Annotated in this window: 18 protein-coding genes; 11 read left to right on the top strand and 7 right to left on the bottom strand. The window is 52.0% G+C overall.

From position 1 onward, the window contains the following. Nucleotides 1-95: 95 nt before the first annotated feature. The gene (locus KOR42_RS15085; protein WP_146510669.1) at nucleotides 96-686 is read left to right on the top strand and encodes a hypothetical protein; all 591 of its coding nucleotides are present in this window, start codon (nucleotides 96-98) and stop codon (nucleotides 684-686) included. Between the two features lie 197 nt (nucleotides 687-883). On the opposite strand, the gene KOR42_RS15080 is transcribed toward KOR42_RS15085, so the two are convergent. The 3 genes from KOR42_RS15080 to KOR42_RS15070 form a co-directional block, all read right to left on the bottom strand. Continuing rightward, a complete protein-coding gene (locus tag KOR42_RS15080) occupies nucleotides 884-2971 on the bottom strand; it encodes a vWA domain-containing protein (RefSeq protein ID WP_197441214.1) in 2088 nt (695 codons plus the stop codon). Nucleotides 2972-3146: 175 nt separating this feature from the next. Then, a complete protein-coding gene (locus tag KOR42_RS15075; protein WP_146510667.1) occupies nucleotides 3147-3632 on the bottom strand; it encodes a TadE family protein in 486 nt (161 codons plus the stop codon). 12 nt (nucleotides 3633-3644) lie between these two features. After that, on the bottom strand, nucleotides 3645-4142 hold the full coding sequence (locus KOR42_RS15070) for a TadE/TadG family type IV pilus assembly protein (protein WP_146510666.1): 498 nt from the start codon (nucleotides 4140-4142) through the stop codon (nucleotides 3645-3647). Nucleotides 4143-4415: 273 nt separating this feature from the next. Between KOR42_RS15070 and KOR42_RS15065 the strand changes: the two genes are divergently transcribed. The 8 genes from KOR42_RS15065 to KOR42_RS15030 all read left to right on the top strand — a co-directional run bounded on the left by KOR42_RS15065 (nucleotide 4416) and on the right by KOR42_RS15030 (nucleotide 13201). Then, the gene (locus tag KOR42_RS15065) at nucleotides 4416-5273 is read left to right on the top strand and encodes a MotA/TolQ/ExbB proton channel family protein (RefSeq protein WP_231740940.1); all 858 of its coding nucleotides are present in this window, start codon (nucleotides 4416-4418) and stop codon (nucleotides 5271-5273) included. Further along, the gene (locus tag KOR42_RS15060) at nucleotides 5270-6091 is read left to right on the top strand and encodes a hypothetical protein (protein WP_146510665.1); all 822 of its coding nucleotides are present in this window, start codon (nucleotides 5270-5272) and stop codon (nucleotides 6089-6091) included. Before KOR42_RS15065 ends, KOR42_RS15060 begins: the two co-directional genes overlap by 4 nt. Before the next feature lie 87 nt (nucleotides 6092-6178). After that, nucleotides 6179-6676: a hypothetical protein gene (locus tag KOR42_RS15055; protein ID WP_146510664.1), complete on the top strand. Its 498-nt coding sequence runs from the start codon at nucleotides 6179-6181 to the stop codon at nucleotides 6674-6676. A gap of 231 nt (nucleotides 6677-6907) precedes the next feature. After that, complete coding sequence (locus KOR42_RS15050; protein ID WP_146510663.1) at nucleotides 6908-7756, top strand: sensor histidine kinase; 849 nt, start codon at nucleotides 6908-6910, stop codon at nucleotides 7754-7756. Nucleotides 7757-7808: 52 nt separating this feature from the next. Beyond that, complete coding sequence (locus tag KOR42_RS15045; RefSeq protein WP_146510662.1) at nucleotides 7809-9074, top strand: hypothetical protein; 1266 nt, start codon at nucleotides 7809-7811, stop codon at nucleotides 9072-9074. 213 nt (nucleotides 9075-9287) lie between these two features. Further along, nucleotides 9288-10991, top strand: coding sequence for an ExeA family protein (locus tag KOR42_RS15040; protein ID WP_146510661.1), 1704 nt, complete (start codon nucleotides 9288-9290; stop codon nucleotides 10989-10991). 192 nt (nucleotides 10992-11183) lie between these two features. Further along, nucleotides 11184-12245, top strand: coding sequence for a hypothetical protein (locus KOR42_RS15035; protein ID WP_146510660.1), 1062 nt, complete (start codon nucleotides 11184-11186; stop codon nucleotides 12243-12245). A 326-nt stretch (nucleotides 12246-12571) separates the two neighbouring features. After that, nucleotides 12572-13201: an NfeD family protein gene (locus KOR42_RS15030; protein ID WP_146510659.1), complete on the top strand. Its 630-nt coding sequence runs from the start codon at nucleotides 12572-12574 to the stop codon at nucleotides 13199-13201. 16 nt (nucleotides 13202-13217) lie between these two features. Here the strand turns inward: KOR42_RS15030 and KOR42_RS15025 are convergent, their stop codons facing one another. The 4 genes from KOR42_RS15025 to KOR42_RS15010 form a co-directional block, all read right to left on the bottom strand. After that, on the bottom strand, nucleotides 13218-13607 hold the full coding sequence (locus KOR42_RS15025) for a hypothetical protein (RefSeq protein WP_146510658.1): 390 nt from the start codon (nucleotides 13605-13607) through the stop codon (nucleotides 13218-13220). 314 nt (nucleotides 13608-13921) lie between these two features. Then, entirely contained in the window at nucleotides 13922-14932 is a 1011-nt protein-coding gene (locus tag KOR42_RS15020) for a mevalonate kinase family protein (protein WP_146510657.1), read from the bottom strand. Next, the gene (locus tag KOR42_RS15015) at nucleotides 14932-15837 is read right to left on the bottom strand and encodes a UTP--glucose-1-phosphate uridylyltransferase (RefSeq protein WP_146510656.1); all 906 of its coding nucleotides are present in this window, start codon (nucleotides 15835-15837) and stop codon (nucleotides 14932-14934) included. Before KOR42_RS15015 ends, KOR42_RS15020 begins: the two co-directional genes overlap by 1 nt. A 157-nt stretch (nucleotides 15838-15994) precedes the next feature. After that, the gene (locus KOR42_RS15010) at nucleotides 15995-17494 is read right to left on the bottom strand and encodes a leucyl aminopeptidase (protein ID WP_146510655.1); all 1500 of its coding nucleotides are present in this window, start codon (nucleotides 17492-17494) and stop codon (nucleotides 15995-15997) included. 159 nt (nucleotides 17495-17653) lie between these two features. On the opposite strand from KOR42_RS15010, the gene KOR42_RS15005 reads away from it, so the two are divergent. Both KOR42_RS15005 and KOR42_RS15000 read left to right on the top strand, forming a co-directional pair. Then, nucleotides 17654-18880, top strand: coding sequence for a phosphoglycerate kinase (locus KOR42_RS15005; RefSeq protein ID WP_146510654.1), 1227 nt, complete (start codon nucleotides 17654-17656; stop codon nucleotides 18878-18880). Nucleotides 18881-19367: 487 nt separating this feature from the next. Then, complete coding sequence (locus tag KOR42_RS15000) at nucleotides 19368-20534, top strand: TlpA family protein disulfide reductase (RefSeq protein ID WP_146510653.1); 1167 nt, start codon at nucleotides 19368-19370, stop codon at nucleotides 20532-20534. Nucleotides 20535-20669: the final 135 nt, after the last annotated feature.

Genomic DNA, 20669 nt, shown 5'->3' with positions numbered 1-20669 from the left:
TTTTCAGTCGGCGTTGAGATTTCTGATTCAGGCGCAGCCCGAGAAACAAGGCAGGCAACATGGCGAAAAAAGCATCGAGCTCCGAACAAGATGACATGGATTTTTCCATTGGGCTTCCAGCTTCGGGAAAGTCTGACGTGATCACAGCTCGGAAAGCGGGCGGGATCAGCGATCTTGAACTCTCAATTTCTCCTCGATCGACGTCGCCTGCCATCGCTTTGAGAAATCTCGCGAAAGCGATGAACGTCGCGCTGAAGATGGATTTCATCGAGACCGATTTGGACTGGGTCTACAAAGTGGCGCGTGTTCGCAAAGGGCAGCTGCACATTATTCACAAAGACTACATCGGCCTCGGGGATGGAATCTTTGCCTCATTCGGGAAGGCCATCCGATCCTTCCGCCTGACACTCACTGGGCCTGATGCTGCGTCACCGGAAGGGAAAGAGTGGATTGAAAAGCATGGAAAAGCTCCACTGAGCGGAATGATCAGCCTCGTCGGCCGAAAACTTGACCTCCTTCAGGAGTTCGAAGACATGGCTCCGCTTTATGTGCAGCAAACACTCGATCGCCTCGAGGCCAAGCGAATCATCAAGGACTGGCACAGAAATGAATGGGACATCAAAACCACTGTGATCGGTCTCGATGTCATTCTGACTCCTCTCACCGAAGACGAAGATGAAGAGTGATTCAAAACTCAACTGAGACGCGGTCTTCAACGCGTGTTGTTTTCTGGTTCGAGAATTCATCGACAGCGACAGCAACAACGACATCGCATCGAGAAAACGACCAGAGAACGAATTTCAAATAATAAAAAAACGTGGCGAGCGTTTTATTGCTCGCCACGTCTTGATGAAGTCTGGACCACTTCTCAGTGAACTCTCGGTTATTCCTCAGGAAGCAGAGTTGCTGGTGGAACAAACGAGGCGATTCGATGGAAGCCGGCATTCACTTGTGCTTCCATATCGGAAACACTTGCTCCTCCAGGAACAATGATGTGATGGCCGCCGCCGAGATGGGCGATCGCTTCCATCAGGTCACGATCCGCATCGACCCCCACACTCATGGTGTGAATCATGATCCCAGCTTGCTGTGCCTCATAGGCAAGACGCAGCACATATCGCTTGTGACCACTGTTAGTCGAGTAGTCCGCGTTTCCATCGTTGTCGTAGTCGAGTAGTTCGTTCCAGCTCCAACCGTGTGGAAGGCTTGTGCTCTCCCCGGAATCCATGGTGTTGGTATTTCCGTCGGTCATGAGCAGGATCGTTTTCTTCGACCCAGGTCGGCTGTAGGTATTTACCATCAGCGTTCCATCTTTCAAACCGCCGCCCATATTCGTTGCATTCGAATAGTGGGACGCCTGCTTGTAACGCATCAAGTCCTTAATTGAGAGATAATCGTCCGTAATCGGCTCATCTCGGACATCCACGTAAGGGATGAGTGGATCATCCTCATTAACCACCATTTCCATACGGTGATTCGTGTCGTAACTCACCATCCCGATGTGGTCATCAAATCCCAAATCGGCGAGATAGTCACAGAACAGGAAGTGCCCTTCTTTAATCGCGTGAAACGGATAGTGACGGGTCTTCCAGAGATCTGCAGTCTCATTCGCACTTGAGTAATACTTCAGGATGTAGTTAATCAGAGTGAGTCCGCCGTATTTTTCGCGATAGTTGCGGTCTCTAAACTCTCCATAGGTCCGAACGTGATCGATATATCCGTTCCAGCTTCCAGACCGATACGGATATGACTCAGTAAGGCCGAAGTAGTCCCGTACTGCAGAATTCGTATCATCGAACCGAATCGTGACAGTTCCAGCACCATCGGGAGCGTCGAAGTAGTACCAGAACGACCGTCCATCGAGGAGTTCCAGATACAGATAATCGATGGGTTCATTTGCTTCATAGGTGTAGTTGTATGGTCCGTAGCTTCCGTGACTTTCATAGTCATCTCCGCCGTTCGTGAAACCAACATACACTTCGCGGACTCGATACGGCGCATTAATTGTCGCCGTCATCCGGTCTCCTGAAAACTCGACATCCACTCCCGATTCCGTGACGGTCACCGGTTCGGATTCCCCCGATGCATTGAGAGTCACCCAGGCTGTTTCAATATCTCGGTTTCCGTTGATATCGACATCGTTGCCGCTGAGACCTGTGAATGTATGGGAGCTTCCATTTGTATAACGAACCTGAACTTGCTGAATTTCCGAACCACTGGTGACCCGGAGGTCGTCGAACTGGAATTCAACAGAGGCGGTTAAACCATCGGAACTATTCGTCACCGTCAGATACTCAGGAGTGAACGAGAGATTGCCAGTATTTGGCATCTGAAGATCATTCCAGACCTTCGCGAGGTTCGCGATCACCTCAGCATCGGCAAGATGGTAGTTCGATTCGTCGTTGAAGTAGCTGTCGAAGTTCATCGAACGAGAAAAGTCGTGAACAACAACGATGTCACGAGATTCAACATAGGCAATGGCATCAGTTCGGACGGCTGCCCGTCGATCCCCGGTCACACCAGAGAAGAAGAGTTGCAGCTTGCCATCAGGTTGAGAAACATCATCATTGTCGCGGCGAGCGACAACTTTGACGACATTCGAAGGCGATGTATTCCACTCAACACTGTAGCTGTCGGTATCGTCGTTGTAGGTTCGTTTTCCGAACGTCACATCTGTGTCCGGGTCAACATACACGCCATTGAGCTGAGCAACACGAGCAGCTTCAAGGCGGGCTTGTGCTTGCGCATACACCGTAACGTCAAGCGTATCGAGCGGTGCATTGTTAATGGCGTTTGTAATCTCGAGCGAAGCTGCCAGTGCAGCTGCGTCGACGGCATTTTGCATCCGCTGTTTCGTCAGGTTTAAGAACCCGATATCGACTGCCAGCGACACAATCGTCAGACACCCGACAAGCACAACGGCAGAGAGAATCAAGAATGCCCCTCTGCGCCCCCTCAACTCCTTAGACATTTGTGCCATCCTTGACCACCATCTTTTTTGTTTCACTTTCATGAATTCACATCCTGGAACAAATTGGTAAGTGGATCCGCGACATCATCGTTCAGTAAGCCCATTGAATCAGAGCTGAGCATCGTTTCGGGTGATCTGTTCCACCCGAATTCGAACTCAGCCCTCAAACTTTCGACTACTTCAATCCGAGTCGGAAGATGATTGACGAACGCAATGACTGTCCGTGCATAAATTTGAGGGGAAAACCGCTCACTTCCTGATAAGCGATGGAGATGTTGATATTGAAGTACTGCATGTAATTCGCCGAGGAATCCAAATCGAACGTCTGGCCCTGATTGGGTCCCTCTGCATGCGTAATCGTGATCGTGGCTGCATCGCCATTGACTCCATTGGCTTTGAGCACGTTGCGAATGTCTTGAATGACTTTCTGATTCGTCGTCGTCCCCGGGGGAACAATTCCGTTCCGGTGCATCGCCGCAAAACGCCCTGCTTCGCGAACAGCACTTGTCAGGTTCGTGGACACATCAAGCGCTCGCCCCATCTCCATCACACCAAGAGCGATCGACATGAAAATCGGAGCGACAATCGCGAATTCAACCGTTGCCACAGCACGTCGATTTGACTGGCACGCCGACTTGAATCGCTTCAATGAAACTCTCATTCGAACTACTCCTTATTCGTGACGCATCACGGATTGGCCAACCAGCGTAATTCCTCTGACCCAGAACGGAGGCATTATGGCCACCTGTTCATACGGCACGGTGACACGCACAACGAACAGCTCTCGACGATCAAGATCAGTCAATTCAACTTGCTCAAGCGAATCGGGATCGAACGTGTCAAAGTCGAAGTCCGGATCATCGAAACAGTTTCCGTCGAGCACCTTCGTTGTCGCTTGCGCCGGGGAAATCGTCGAACTGAGAATGGTGTCTACTTTCGAGGCCACCTGAGCACTGGTGATGCCCTCCACAGCCCCGTATCGTGCTGAACGCTTTGCAGAAGCATTCAGAATGTTGATGACCATGTACACATGACCAAACTCCACAATCGCTGCCAGAAAGACAGCAAAGAGTGAACAAACCAAAGCAAATTCGACAAGCACCACCCCGGAGTTTCGATCTCCGGTAGCCCTGACTTGCCTCCCAGCCCGCCTTCGGTTGAGGGATAGCATAGTGTCTCTCTCTTATATGCGCAATTGAATTGCATTTAATCGTCCACACTACTGCAATTTAGATCACGCATTTTTCCGGAGTTGTATATTTCTGCTCACATCGCAAAGAAATCTCGGATTTGGGGAAATTGCTAAGAATTCTCGATTTCAGGCGTCATTTCCAAATTCGTGAGAGCTTCCGACTTGAGTCTCCGAACAGGAGAAATCCGTTGATCAAGATCAACACGAAGCGATTTCGCCACATTGCTCGTCTGATCGTCGGCCTTGTGATGAATGAATCGAAAACTCGGATGGTGCCAGCCTCTTCAAAAACGCCCCGGTGATTTAACTCTGCTGCGAGATGAAGCACGTCAAATGGTCATTCAGATCACCAAAAGAGCACTTGTCATCGCTTGCGCTTCAAGAAATGTCGCGTTCTGCGTACTCTGGAGGCCACTGCTGTTGCCCCATACTGATCCACAGGGACTCATGAACGAACTTCTTCAATACCTGTCGACACTCTCGACACTCATCATCGCCCTGACCTGCGCGGTGCACTTGTTTGTGTTTCTGGTCTTGTGGATCTGGTCACGAAGAGATCTCAAGAAGATCGCGTCCGCACTCTTCGATTTCACGAGAGGCATGAGCCATCAGAGTCTGCTGGATTCGACAGCTCATCTCTCTGACCAGATCGATGCTTTCCTTTCGGATGTCAACGAAGCTCTCGACGAAGATGACCGAAAAGCTGATCGCGGAATTCTGCTTCAAAGAATGCGTGTTCTCGACGAGAAGCGGCGATACCTGAATTCGATGATGTTCGAGACAGTTTACAACATGGCCCGCACCATGATTGAGGCATATCCCCTCGCTGGAGTCCTGGGAACGATTCTGGCGATCGGAGCGGCACTTCAGGCGAATCCTGGAGGAGCAGGTGAATCGACCGCGACCGTTGGGCTCATTCTGGGTCGGTTCGGAGACGCCATCTGGTCGACCGCTGCCGGTCTCATCGCAGCGATGTTGTTGATGTTCATCAACAGTTGCCTCGAAACCCCATTCGGGAGACTCTCTGAGAATCGAAGGCATGTCCGCGAAACGGTTGCGCGCGTCAAACGAGAACTGGCATTCGCTGAGCAAGCTGAGGAGATCGCATGACGACGACTCAGGGAGTGCGAAAAATGACGCTGCAGCTGACGCCGCTGCTTGATCTCCTGCTGATTGTCATCTTCGCTCAATATATGGAAGTTCAGGAAACGCAAGTCGCTGTCGAACAGGAAGCATCTGCGGCACTGGTCGAACGTGATCAGACGATTGCTGAATTGAAGACAGTGGAAGCGGAGCTTTTTGAAACGGCACAAAGACTCTCCGTTCTCCGCGGCGAGTTAAGCGAACAGTCACAGCAACTCGCACTTGCTCAGGACCAACTCGAAACAACTCAGCAACAACAAAATGTGCTGACCGACCTTCTCGTAGAACTGTTCGACATTCCCGAACAGGTGGTCGAACGGACGATTACATCGACGAAACCTCCTGCTGGCAGAACGACGTCCGAAGTCGAACGTCTCAAAGAGCGGTTTCGACAGATCGCTGTCGAGCAATCCGGCCGCGTCATCGAGCACCTTCTTTCGTATGAGGAAATTCGAAAGCGATGCGATGTCTGGGACGTGCATGTCACTCCCGACAACTTCCTGACGATTTCCAGCGGCGACCAGATTCTGAAGATGCAGATTCCCATCGACATCTCGAAAGATTTCGTTCAGCAGGAATTCATAGACGAGTTTATCGAAACCGCCCACACGCTGCCTGACCCGAAAGATCTCGTCATCATGATGCTCACCTACGATCGTCGCTCTCAGCGTTGGGCGACAGAAGGTGTTCGCGATGCGCTCCCTCAAATTATTCTCAGAATGAATTTCGAGAGCAGTAGCCGAACGAGATATGATTACGCCGATCTCGGATTCCGAATTGAATAGCTGACAAGTTTCCGGGTAACCTGAAGACAGACGCAATTTTTATCAGACAGGATGCCAATCCAGTCTGTCGATCCAAGGAAACGAACGATGAAGAAACGTTACGCAGGCGGAATCGGGGTCATTCTTGTGCTCGGTTTTATCATGGGACAATTGTGGAGAATTCCTGGACTGGGCACTCACTCTGACGAAGCAGGCGATGTCGCTACGGAAAACTCCGAGACTAACAACGAAGATGATTCAAGCACAGACTATTCACAAGTTTCCGTAAGCAGCGACTTGCGCAATTCAGTCTCGACTCTCCCTGCCTCGGAAACAGCACCTGTCTCGCCGTTTGTGACTGTGGCGATTCAAGCTGACAAATATCGATTGACCGATCCCGAAGAACCGCAAGGTGGCGAAGTCATCTCGCTGGAAGAAGTTGTTGAGCTTGTGAAGAAAGCCTCCGGAAGCGACAACGGAATTCGCCTTCGCGTCCTGTTTTATAAGAACGCTCAAGAAGGAGCAGTTGCGGATCTGCACGCAGCGATGGCTTCGGCGAACATCCCGAGAGAAGACATTCAGGAGATTTCCGATTTTGTCGATTGAGGAATCTGACCGCGCGCTGAGCGACTGGATGAGTCACAACCTTCTTCGACAACCTTCCCCAAGTTACCCGAACTGGACGACGGACCAACTTTTCGCTGCACTCGCAATCCAGCTACGAACGGTTTGAAGTTCTTGTCGAATGATGCCGATTCTGCCGATGGACTCTGTTTTTCCAGATTCATCACGTAGTCCATCTGGACTGCCCTCAAGAAAACCAAAGTGACAATCTCCATGCCGTCCCAATCACTTCCCGAAGTCATTGAACAGCAACGAAAAGAAATCGAAGGGTTGCGTCAACAACTGCTTCAATCTCAGAAAATGGGTTCGATCGGTGAACTTGCATCATCGATGACTCATGAATTCAACAACATCCTCACGACGATCATCAATTACTCCAAACTCGGTCTGCGCCAAAAGGATGAACAGGCGCGGGACAAGGCGTTCGACAGAATCCTGAACGCAAGTCAGCGGGCTGCCAAAATCACGACGGGGCTGCTGGCCTATTCCCGCTCGAGCGAGAGTCGACGCGATCCGCACAATCTTTCCAAACTTGTGCGCGATGTGATCATCCTCGTTGAGAAAGATCTCAAAGTTCACCGCATTCACCTCGATACCCAGTATCTCGCGGAGCCTTATGCCAATGTGAACGCCGGGCAAGTCCAGCAGGTCTTACTCAACCTGATTGTGAATGCCCGACAAGCCATGGTCGCCGGTCGAACTCTGACCATCAAGGTTTCTGAGTCCGTCGACGATCAATGTGCTGAGATCTCAATCCGGGATCAGGGATCCGGAATTTCTCCTGAAGTGTTACCCCGGATTTTCGAACGTTTTTACACCACCAAAACGGCCGATGATCACGGACAGGGAGGAACGGGATTGGGACTCTCCTTGTGTCGGGAAGTCATGGAAGCCCACGGAGGACGAATTCGCGTCGAGACTGCTGTTGGACACGGAACACAGTTCTCGCTGCGGTTTCCGACCGTCGCTCCCCCGGACTTCAGCCTGAAATCCGCGTCGAAACAAGAATCTTCCGAATCACCGACAGGGAGCCCGTCCGTTGCGGCCGCTTCTCTCTCGTAGTTCCTTCTGGCTGATCGCTTGTCTCATTCTGTGTTTCATTGTGCGAGTGGGCGTGGTCGTTCTTCGATCCTCGGAATTGTCGGACGATCCGGACTCGTACATTCAGCTTGCTGAAGGACTGGCAGCGGGGCGAGGATTTTCCACTCCCGGAACGGAACAGTCGACCGCTTTTCGCCCACCGTTCTATCCGGTGTTGATCACACCGTTTGAGTATTTTGGCGGGGGATGGGGACGAGGGTTACTCAATGTTTTCTGTGCCGTGGGGGGCGTCTATTGCATTTGGAGAGCGAGTCAGAATCTCAACCTGAATCCGTTCTCAGGCATCATTGCGTGTTTGATTTTCGGACTCGATCCCCTGCTCGTCCGGTACACGTCGCTGTCGATGACCGAATCAATCACGGCCTTTCTCGCAGCTGGGTTAATCGCCCGGCTCACGAATCGAAACGCAGCCTCGCCTGCGGCAAATTCACTCACCGGTCTCCTGTTCGGAGTCACGGTGTTGACGCGGCCTACATTTTGGGCCTTTGGAGGTTTGATCGCCCTCTGGATGATCACAACCGAAGCGAAAGCCCGGCTCGCAAATAGTCACTCTCGTGAGATGCGTCCTCTTCTCTTCGGAGGGCTTGGTATCTTGCTGATCGTGTCGCCCTGGGTACTTCGGAACTGGGGCGCATTCGGGCGTCCCGTGCTCATGACGACTCACGGAGGCTATACCGTTCTGCTGGGAAATAATGATGCGTTTTACGACGAAGTCGTGAATCAACCGTTGGGCACTGTCTGGGATGGTCAACATGGCCCCGGCCAAGCTGTGTGGGCGCACAGCGTTAATCAAGAGATGGACCGACTGGGGCTTCGAAGTGAGATCGAGCGCGATCGATGGATGTCTCTCAAAGCTCAGGAAACAATTCGCCGCAGGCCGACAGAATTTATTAAGTCCTGCGGGATTCGCTTCCTGAGATTCTGGAATCTCGGCCCGATGGCCCCTGCTGCAGAAGGAATCCCGTCCGCGCTGATGCGAACAATTCAAATCTATTACGCGATGCTTTGGACTCTCATGGCGATCGGCATCGTTCGCCTTCTCCGGTCCGGGTCACAAGCATGGATCGCGTGGGGACCCGTCTTTTGCCTCGTGATCGCATTCACGTGTGTGCATCTGATTTATTGGAGCAATGCCCGGATGAGAGCCCCCGTTGTGCCCGCGATTGCACTTCTCGCTGCGGCAGGAGTGGCGAATTCAAAACTTCTCCGATCATCGAAAACAGACCGTTCTCAAATTGATTCTGACTCATGCAAGTCGAGTCATTCTCAACTCATTTGAGGTGCGGCAGACAGCTCTCGCTTGAATCCGAGGCCCTTCACCGGCAGTTCCTGCGTTAAACTGGTGGTATTGTTCTAGTTATTCCACCTGAGAGCAATTTGCTGAATAGTCAACGCCCCCCGGATCGATCATGAGATTGACGGGCGTGTCTTCGGCTCAATTGAGACGGTCTGTAAAGTTCCGGTGATAGTTCCTCATGGATGAGGTGAAGTGGTGTACGAAGAATTTTTTGGACTGGATAAACGACCTTTCAACAATATCCCCAATCCCGACCTCTATGTGGATCTGGAGTCCTCGAAGAAATCGCTGAACGAATTGCTGAATTGCGTGATGCAATCTCGCGGGATTGGAGTCGTCACCGCTCCGGCTGGACTCGGAAAAACAATCCTTTGCAAGAAACTGGCTGATCTTGCAGCTTCGCGCTTTCAAACAATTCTTCTGGGAACCGCGACCTTCTCGAACCGCCTCGATCTGCTTCAACACATCCTCTACGAATTCGGGATTGAATACGAAGGGCTCAACGAGCACGAAGCTCGGCTGAAGATCATGGATGCGGCGCGCGCCATCTCCAGCGAGGGGCGGAACCTGCTGATCATCGTCGACGAAGCACACCTCCTTAATTCCAAGTTGTTCGAGGAACTCAGAATTCTGGCGGACTATGCCCCGGACGGCGAATCGTTGATTCAGCTTGTCTTAAGTGGTCAGTTCGAACTTGAGGAAAAACTTGTCCATCCCTCTTTGGATGCCTTCAATCAGCGTGTTGCCGTTCAAACGTGCCTGAAGCTGCTCTCTCTCGACGAGTCGATCACTTTCATTGTCGAACGACTCCGGATGTGCGGAGTTTCAAATCCGGGCGACGTTCTCGACGAGAGTGCTCTTGAGACCATTTGCCGAGCGAGTGATGGCAACCCGCGGTGTCTCTGCCAACTTGCTGACCATAGCCTCATTCTGGCCTTCGCTGAGGAACTCAAACCTTTCCAACAGGCAACTGTTCTGGCGGCACTGGAAGACTTGAAAGAGCTTCCGCTGCATTGGAACGACGTCAGTAGCGACGTTGAGTCCGAACAAGAGTTGACTCAGGATTCCTCACGTGAAACGGACCTCTTCGAACTGCCGGAACAATCGACGGAAGAGTTCTCCTCCTCCGAATCTGATGACCAGGGCGTTGAGTCTGAATTGAGCGAAACTTCCCTCGACGAAGAAAACGAGGATTCGAACAACGCGACTTCCGAGTTGCCTCTGAATCTGAATGAGACCGTTGAGTTCTCTGTTCTCGAAGTCGGGGCGGGGATTGAGTCGCCTTCCGAATCATCACCTGCAGCGGAACACGAGGAACAGCCCGCTGTTGAACTCTCCGCTTCCGCTGATCAGGACGAGCAGTCGAAAATGATCGAAGAACTCATCCGAGACAAATACGCGACGCTCGATGGGCTGCAAGAGCGGGAAGAAATTGACCTCGACCACATTCTCGATTCGGAACACTATCCGCATCCGGTCGGTTATCGAAATTCACTGACGTCGATCAAACGCTCCGTTGCCGACAAGTCCGAGATGGGTCAGGAAGATGAAATCCTGATCACCGTTCAGGATCTCGGACAAGAAATTGCCGAGGTCGTTCAGCGATCTCAACGTTCACGTTCGAGTGATTCGAACTGGCAAGGAGATACCTGGATTGAACTCGATGTCGTTCAACCGTCTCCGCTGCCGAGTGAATTCGAGTCCGAGACGATTCACGATGTCAGTGCTCAGCCCGTCAACTCAAGTCCGCTTGAGCACGAGCGACCAACTCCGCAAGAGCCGGAGAAAACGAATCCTGAAAGCGGAAATCACCAACCGCCACAACGATTCTCACGTCTGTTTGCTCGACTCAGCGAACGCCGTCGCCAACTCAAGAATCGTCAGAAACATGACGTTTGAGAGTGCGGATGCGAAGGAGATCTGTTCAACAGGTTCTTGTAAACCACCAAGCTCCATCGTCTGAAATCCGATCGTGCGAATCCCGAGGAACTTGCTCTGCCTGAAGTTTTTTCGAATGATAGAGGTTGGAAACCCTCGACGGTCTTCTTCGATTCGGGAAGCCGATCAATCAGAGCAACAAAGTACACGTCCGTGAAGTTTGAAACCGAAAAGTCGCCAGCCCCTTATCTCAACCGCAAGGACCAGTATCGGTTGATGGGGCTTTGCGGCATGCTGCTTCTGATCGTTATCTCAATCGACTTCACATCTCGAGCGGAAAACTGGGCATGGTTCTTCTCCATTGGTCAGGAAGCGGACGTTTCGGAACTGAAAAAACTCGATCTGGAAGACCTCGATTTTCGAATCGAAGATCCCAATCAAACTCCGCTGGCTCAGGATGAATTTCGCGTCCCCAAAGAAGCTGACCTGGAACCGCCCGCCGACAACCTCCAACTCGATGTTTCGCAGATTCCGAAAGAGCTCTTGGAAGACGTTCAGGACCGGCGTGTGGGGCTGCTGAGAACCGAAGAGCCAGCAATGGACATCGTTCTCAAACGGGCTCAGGTCCTCAGCGAGGAGGAACTGGAGGCAGCAGCAACTGAGAATCCCGGATTTCGGGTGGTCTTTACGGATTCCGAGAAACATCGCGGGCAACTTCTGCGCGTTGACGGAACGCTCTGGCGTCTTCAGCGATACCCGTATGGTGATCCGGAGTCGGAAGATGATGACCTCTGGCAAGCCTGGATCTTCACCGCTGATTCCGCAAACAATCCCTGGGTTGTGTTTCTCACCGAAAAACCGGAATCACTAACTCCCGCTGAACAAATCGATGAGCCAGTCACCGTCGTTGGTTACTTCTTCAAGAATTATGGATACGCCACCGAACTCGGTTTGCACATCGCTCCGATGCTCATTGCAAAGACGATGAAGCTGGTCGAGGTTGAGCAAGTCCCGCAAGACAAGAATGACAATCTGGGCCGCTACATTTTCGGTTTCCTGATGGGAATCGGCCTGTTGTTTGGGATCATGATCTGGCGTTTTACTGTGAGCGATCGTCGCTATCAGTCTGGTCGACTGGCCAAGATTGCAGAGTCCACTCACGATGCCAGTCCTGAGACCATTTCCGCCCTCGACACGATCGAAACTCACGATCCGAATCAGCTCAGCATTTCCGGAAGCGATCAATCCGATCGTGACGATGAGACCAACATCTGACACGGGTCTCCGAAAAATCTTCGTCCTGTCCGAAGAGCCGACTCTGGGCACTCTTTTCTGGAAATGTTAAGAAATCGTCCGAGACAAGCACGTTCTCCGATTTCTAATGAGGTCTTTGAGCCACCCGCGTTTGCAATCCCAACGTTCGGAACTGCTTCAATCGATTGCCCACATCGACCAGTGAGCTAAGATTGCATTTGAAGCAGACTTCGTCGTTGTGTTCACAAATCGCATGAACGACTTCAACCATTGTTGTCGTTATCCATTCATACGATCCCACCAAATTGAGCGACTTGCTCGAGTGACTCGAATTCAGACAGGATCTCATGGACGCTCAGGTACTGACCTTTGTCCTGCTGCTGGTCGGATTCCTTCTGCTGGGGCTGGAACTGTTCCTCCCTTCTGGAGGGGTCATTGGAGTCATGTGCGCTGCCTCCTTTTTAGGATCGGCGTACTTTGCGTACACAGCCTGGGCGACATCGCATCCTCTCTACTGGAGGATTTATCTGTCGACGATGGTGATTCTCGCCCCAATCACCCTTTACGGAATTTATTATCTCCTCACTCAAACTCCGTTCGGGAATCGGATTCTGCTTACCGCTCCCACTGAAGAAGAAGTAACGCCCTACCAGGATGAGCAGAATCGGCTCCAGGAGCTTATTGGAGAACGAGGCAAAGCTCTGAACCTGATGACACCCGGCGGGCTTGTCGAAGTCAACGGAGAGCGTTTGCACGCGATCAGTGAAGACATGGTCATCGAGTCGGGACAATCGATCGAAGTGGTGGGAATTCGGGGAACCCGCGTGCTCGTGCGTATCGCCGATGCAATCCCTCCACGAGATTCCCAACTCGCGGAGTCTGTTGAGGATTCCCCCGAACCCGATGACAGCCACGACCGAAACGTCGACCTTGAAACCGACCCTTTCGATCCGTTCTTGCCACAGGAAGAAAGCTGAGTGGCTCACTCGATCATTACCGAGCTTTGCCTTTCTTCCTGGACTTTTTCTTCTTCGAAACTCGATGGACCGCTTGAACAAACTTTTCGTCCAGGCGGACGAATTCTGTCGAGCGTGTATCTTCCCGTCTGACTCGACCGTTGAAATCTCGCAAGAGGACAAACGGAAGACAAATGGCTTCCACGGTCCATGGGCGTCCGCGATCACGGGAGCGCCATCGGATGCGCACCGGATCGCTCGGCGAGTTCGTTTGAGAGTCGAGGCACCAGAAGAACGAGGGAAACTCATACACCTGATTCAGCACAGCGACGACGAGACCACACCGAAGATCTTCCGGGGCAACTCTCGCAGCGACAGCAAAGTTCTCATTGTTCAATGGCGTCGTATTCTTTTCGTTGGAGAGCATCTTCTTCTCGGGTTCGCAGTGATTCGCGCAAGCAAACGCAGCATCTATCGAAAGAAGCAAGTTCAAGTGAGTGCATGCCCGGCATGAATTTGGTCGAGCGTCTTCAGTCCGCAGCTTCGCCCATTTCAAACACTCACCGTTTCTTTCTCGAGATTCCGAGATCGAAAAGTGGAAGCGTTTGAGAATGTGTGGACACTCACGTTGTGATGCGGGTTCACATCAAACAAAGAGAATTCGAATTCTCCAGCCCGAAAGATCTCAAGCTGAGAGAGTTGGGAATGAGATTCGAATGGCGAGATCGAAAAAGTGATTCGTCAAACGTTGATTTGCGGTTGAATGGTCTCGCAATGAATCTTTAAGAGCGCGGCTTTGAGTTCGTTAAACATTTTCTGATCGGCGAACGTTCCGACAATCGCTCCTCCCGATCCTGCAAACTTCGCACTGGCGCCAACGCCACGGGCTGTGTCAATCATCAACTTTTGAGAAGGCGAAATCGTACAGATGCTCGCACGCGTATCGAAATTCCGATCAACGAGTTGATGCAGTTTTGATGAGTCACCTTGTTCAATGGCACTCTTTGCCTGCACCGTGAGATTGGCAAACGTCTCCATCGCTTGCAAAACGTCAGGATCTCCAGCCTGATACCGTGCACGGAGCGGATTATGAACGACATATGTCGGCTCGCCCGCTTCCAGGCTGTAGGCCACATAGACGTTTTTGAGATTCTCTGACGAGAGGCTTTCGTAACGACCGCACTCCATTCCGTCTTCAACGGTCATGACGTCGGTCGCAAAATCCATCGACACAAGTCCTTCATAGATCTGAACAACTCGGTCCTGTAATCCTGCTGCGATTCCCAGCTCTCTTGTTTCGACGCTTAACGCCAACGAAGGCTGTATATGCTGCGGGACGTCGATGTTATAGAACTCGATCAACGCTCGAAGAGTGGCAACGATGATGGCACTCGACCCCGCCATTCCCACTGCGCGAGGAATTGTTGTGGAATACCGAATCGAAAAGTTTCGATCGTGCAGGGCGAGGTTCTTCTCTTCGCAGTATTCGTAGAACCGTTTGATCGTCGCTTTAATTAAACGGACTCCGCCATAGTAGCCATGGAGTCGAACGTCGTCGAAGAGATCACGAATCGACCGAAAGCTTGACTGATCGTCGACGGATTGAACGATCTCCACTTTCGGCCAGTCGTAGAGAGTCACCTCCGCGAAAAACTGACGGACGGTGAACGCGATCGTTTTTCCGTGATACCCGTCCGACGGATTCCCGATCAGTCCCGCCCGCGCGTAAGCCCGTTTGCGAATAATCTCCATTACGAAACTCCTTCTTCGGAATCGAGCTTCTCTCGAAGGTAAGTCCGCAATCCGTCTCCGAACTGAGGATCGGAGAGAGAGAAATCGACAAACGCCCGGAAGTAGCTTTCAAAGTTTCCGATATCAAATCGAGGTTCCGTGGAAGGCAGTCGAATGCCAATCCCCTTCCCGCCTTCTCGGAGAACTCGCTGCATGGCATCGGTCAGTTGAATTTCGCCACCTTTTCCGCGATCGGTTTGTTCGAGAGCTTCGAAGATCGCGGGACTGAAAACGTATCGAGCCGCGACGGCCAGATTACTGGGAGCTTCATCGATTGCAGGTTTTTCGACGAGACTTTCCAGTTCGAAGATGTCGTTGCTGATCGGGCCTCTTGGCTTCGCAACTCCGTAATGGACGACTTCACGAGGATCGGTCAATTCTTCGAAGGCAACGACGACGTCGGCTTGAGAACGTTCGTACTCTTCAATCATTCTCTCGACGATCCGCGACTTCGCATGCATGCCGATAATGGAGTCACCGAGAGCGACAACAAACGGCTGCCGTCCCACGAATGGTTCTCCGATCAAGACAGCATGGCCCAATCCCAACTGTTCGCGTTGGCGAGTGTATGCGTATTGAACCTGATTCCGTTCGAACGCCAATTCCGCGAGATGCTCTTCTTTTCCCGATTCGCGAAGATGCTTCACGAGCTGATGGTTCACGTCGAAGAAGTCTTCAATCGAAGACTTTCCGTAACCGGTGATGAACAGAATTCGTTTAATGCCCGATTCTTTGAGTTCTTCGACGACATATTGCACGACGGGACGACGGCCGACCGGCAGCATTTCTTTTGGTTGACTCTTCGTCGCTGGCAACAGTCGTGTTCCCAGTCCGGCAACGGGAACAATCGCAAGATCAAGTGGCATCTGAAACTTCCTCCTGAACGTCCTGAGCTAGGTGCTCATCCCTGTGCACTCACTTGTCCGGTTTGACTCAATCAAGTTCCGTGTCTGCGTGTGCGATTCATGAAATTCAATTCGAGACTCAAATCACAGTGCTTATTTCACACTGTTTGTTTCCGTGTTATTTCGAAGACTCTTCGTTCAACGACGACAACAATCCGACGATGGAACGAACCATGGCACCGGTTCCGCCAGCGTCACGACTTGCACATTCTTTCTCAGAATAGGCTGCGCCGGCAATATCGAGATGCACCCAGGGAACGTCATCGACGAATTTCTCCAGAAACTTTGCTGCTGTAATCGCTCCGCCCCAGCGAGTCCCGATGTTTTTGCAGTCCGCGAAGTCGGACTTCAGTTGATCCGCATAAAAGTCATACATCGGCAATTGCCAGATCAGTTCGTCAGAATCACGGGTTGCCTGAATGACTTGATCGCACCACTCCTGCTGATTGGTGAATGCTCCCGTCAATTCCTCACCCAATGCGACGACACAGGCACCGGTCAGAGTGGCGAAATCAATGAGGCGATCAGCTTTGTGGTCGACGGCATACGAGAGAGCATCCGCGAGAACGAGTCGGCCTTCCGCATCGGTATTGTGAACTTCGATCGTCGTTCCGTTCCTCGCTGTCAACACTTCACCGAGTTTGTACGCTGAGGGCCCGGTCATGTTTTCGACCAATCCGATCACCGCCAGAATATTCACCGGCAGTTCAAGTTTGGCACAAGCGTGAACGATTCCGAGCACTGTAGCTGCCCCGGCCATGTCCGCCTTCATCGAGATCATACTCGCAGACGGTTTCAAAGACAGGCCACCACTGTCGAAGGTGACTCCCTTTCCGACCAGTCCGATTGTCGGTGAATCCTCCCCAGCCCCTCGATACTCAAGCACGACAACGCGCGGCGGCCGGGCACTTCCGCGAGCGACAGCCATCAAAGCCCCCATCTTTTCATTCTCGATGAGGTGTTCGTCCAGAATTTTTCCGGTCACTCCGTGTGAAACAACGGCGTCGACGGCGCGGGCAGCGAACGTTTCCGGATAGATGTCGTTCGGATGTCGGTTGACGAGTTCGCGCGTCAGATTGATCGATTCACCGAGTATTCTTCCACGCTGAATCGCTTCTTCGTTTGACGGAGATTCCGGAAGGCCCAGAATATTGACTTCGGTCAACTCAAAGCGATCTCGTTCCTTTCGATAAATCGCTTGCGACGCACAGGCTGTCGTCGCGCATTCTGCAAACCGCTCGAGAAGAACCGTTTCTCCGAATTTCTCGATGAGGCACGCCGGGATCGTCAGTGCGGCGGACTGCTTTTCTTTTGAGGCAACTTTTCGAAGAACCCCGGAGAGGATCTCATAGGTTTTGGAAAGGTCCGGTGAGGACTCGTCCCCGTAATTGACGATCAGGAGCCGATCAGCTTTGATCGACGGGACATCATGGAGGGTGAGAGATTCCCCTCTCTTGCTGGGCCAGCCGTCGCGGGTCGACAATCGAGACAGTTGGCCACCGAGGAGTTCATCCAACTCCATCAGTTCCGGGCTCAGCGACTCGCCCTCAAAACACCCAACAATCAGCCAACTGGCAGCGATTTCGGCAGGAGACGCTTCAGCGACGTGAAACTTCATGATGACGGCAACACACTAATAGAAGTTGATGGGTAACGGTCAGAAAAGTCTAGTTGTAACATATTCGCCCAATGCCGCCACTTGGCAGCAGACTGAAGGTCACATACGATCCGGGAAATTTGAAACTGCTCAAAAAATCTCCAGAACAGAGTCTGTGAAATGGCGAAGAAATCAATTGCTGACGTCGATGTCTCCGGCAAGAAAGTGCTGATGCGAGTCGACTTCAATGTGCCACTCGACGATGAGTTGAACGTCACGGATGATCGACGAATTCGAATGGCCCTGCCTTCGATCGAGTCCGTCCTCGATCGTGGAGGAAGCCTGATTCTGAAGAGCCATCTCGGACGACCAAAGGGAAAAGTCAAACCCGAAGAGAGCCTCAAGCCAGCCGCTGAGAAACTGGCGGAACTCCTGGGACGCGAAGTCGCGTTCGCGACCGATACCGTGGGCCCTGACGCACAGGCGAAAGTCGCAGCTTTGGAACCCGGCGGAATTGTGGTCCTTGAAAATGTTCGCTTCGCGGGTGAAGAGGAACTCAAGGACGAAGCGGAATCGACGACTGATGAACAGCGTGCCGCCAAGAAAGCTTTCGCCGAGAAACTCGGTTCGTTTGCTGACATCTATTGCAACGACGCATTCGGAACATGCCATCGCGCTCACGCCAGCATGCACACCGTCCCGCTGCTGATGGAAGGAAAGCCGAAAACGGTTGGATTTCTCGTTCAGAAAGAGATCCAGTATCTCAACGATGCCATTTCCTCGCCCGAACGTCCATTCATTGCGATCCTCGGCGGAGCGAAGGTTTCTGACAAAATTAAAGTCATCAAAAATCTGCTCGGCGTGTGTGACAAAGTCTTGATCGGCGGAGCGATGGCTTACACGTTCTCGCTCGCTCAAGGTGGAAAAGTCGGACAGAGTCTGGTTGAGAAGGACAAAGTCGACCTCGCTCGCGAACTGATCAAGGAAGGCGGCGACAAACTCGTTCTTCCGATCGACACTCACTGCGGAGACGAATTCAAGAACCCGAACTGCAACAAAGTGGTTGTGCCCGCCGGGGAAATTCCCGACGACTACGAAGGCTTCGACATCGGCCCGGAAACGGCGAAGATGTACGCTGAAATCGTGAAATCGGCAGCGACAATTGTCTGGAACGGCCCGATGGGTGTCTTCGAAGTTCCTCCGTTCGACGCGGGAACAAGAGCCGTCGCTGAGGCGATCGCCGAGTCGGATTCCATCAGCATCATCGGTGGCGGTGACAGTGCAGCTGCGATTCAGCAGTTTGGCCTCGCTGATAAAGTGTCACACGTCAGCACTGGTGGAGGAGCGAGCCTCGAAATGCTCGAAGGCAAGGACTTCGAAGCCTTGCAAGTCATTGATGAAGCGTAATGCTCATTCCTGCCCGGATGAAAGCGAATTGCACTCAACTGGACTTGTTTCGTTGCCGTCACGCAACCGATGCTCGTCCATCTTGAGTGCACACTCACATGCTTTGAACTCGTGGGAGTTCGTGAAATTTCGGAGAAGAATTGCTTCGAAACCTCCATGTTTGCAGCTTGGCGGCGGGTTTTCGCTCGCCGCTGCTGCACGGCGGAATCGTGAGATTTCCTGAATTCATATGTTGGTTTCAACTTATCGACGCAGTATGATCTATTCTCAGGATGTGACTGCTCTTGTGGGTCTCCTATCGTCCAAAATGATGAGGATGTGAGGCTGCTTACAGTCTTTCCGAGAGTTTTGCCAAACACTCTCATGACGGCAGACGTTCAATACTTCAATCACGCAATCAAAAACAGTAGGCGTTGTACATCTCTGTAATTGATTGCCCCGCCCCACTTCCTAGCCATTCCATGGACTTTGACCTCAGGAGGTTCATATGACCCCAAGAATTCTATCGCTTCGACTCATTCTCGGCTTGTTGATCGCCGCGATTGCTTCTCCCACGCTCATCGCAACTGCTCAGGACGCTGCAGCCGAAGCCGAAACAGTTGATGTTTATGCTGTTCCGGAAGGGACTGACGCGAACGAGTTGCAACTCTACCTGCGAAAACTCGCCCGAACACCACCTCCGGAAAGAACCCCCGAAGGAATTCTCGCTCACCTGCAGAAAATGGATGAATCGTTCACAACGATTCTGGATCGCGACGCGGTCGACGAAGAAACATACCTCATGGCTGCCGAACTTCGCCTGCAGGTTCTCGGTCTGCTTCCTCAGTTCGGTGACAACACCGGAGCATTGAAGCGAGCCAAGCTCATCGAAAAACTGCAGAACGATGATCGAGCTCAAGTCAAAGCCCTGGCAGCACGCATCGAACTTCAGGAGCGAATCGGTCGATTGCCAACGCTTCCTGACGCTGCCAAGAAAGAACTGATCAAAGAACTCGCTGGCAATTTGAAATCCGCCACAATGGAGAATCCGGAAGAACTCCAATTAGCGATTCAAGGTGCCATGCAGGCCGCACAAATGCTTGATCGTTACGGAGACACCGAGAACGCGGTGTTTGCCTACGATACTTACACTTCAATCCTCAAAGCCAAAAACGAAGCTGACCTCGGCGATCTGATTGAAACGCTCGAAGCAACCGCTCGACGTCTCAAACTGCCCGGGAACGAAATCGAAGTTGCTGGCACAACTCTCGATGGATCGAAGTTCAATATCGATCAATACAAAGGAAAAGTCGTTCTCGTCGACTTCTGGGCAACCTGGTGTGGTCCATGTATCGGTGAACTTCCAAACGTCAAGGAAATGTACGAAGCCTATCACGACAAAGGCTTTGAAGTTGTCGGGATCAGCCTCGACAATGACCGCGAAGCATTGGTGGAATTCGTCAAAGACAACGACCTCAACTGGGTCACACTGTTTGAAGAAGCACCGGAACTTCAAGGTTGGGACAACCCAATCGCCCGCTACTACGGGATCAGTGGAATTCCAACTGTCATCCTCGTCGACCAAAGCGGAAAAGTTGTCAACCTGAATGCTCGCGACGAAGTGTTGCGAACGGAACTGGCACGACTTCTCGGACCGATCGACGATTCGAAATAGAGATCAGAATCACAAAACCGGGATCACGTGAGTGATTTCAAAGTCTGATCTACAAACAGTTTCGAGAGATACAGAAGGCCGCCTGAACAAGATTCAGGCGGCCTTTTTCCGTTCTCAAATCACCTCAGAACGAAG

The sequence above is a fragment of the Thalassoglobus neptunius genome, assembly GCF_007859735.1.
GTDB classification, from domain to species: Bacteria; Planctomycetota; Planctomycetia; order Planctomycetales; family Planctomycetaceae; genus Thalassoglobus; species Thalassoglobus neptunius.
This window is presented reverse-complemented; position numbering and strand designations above follow the sequence as displayed.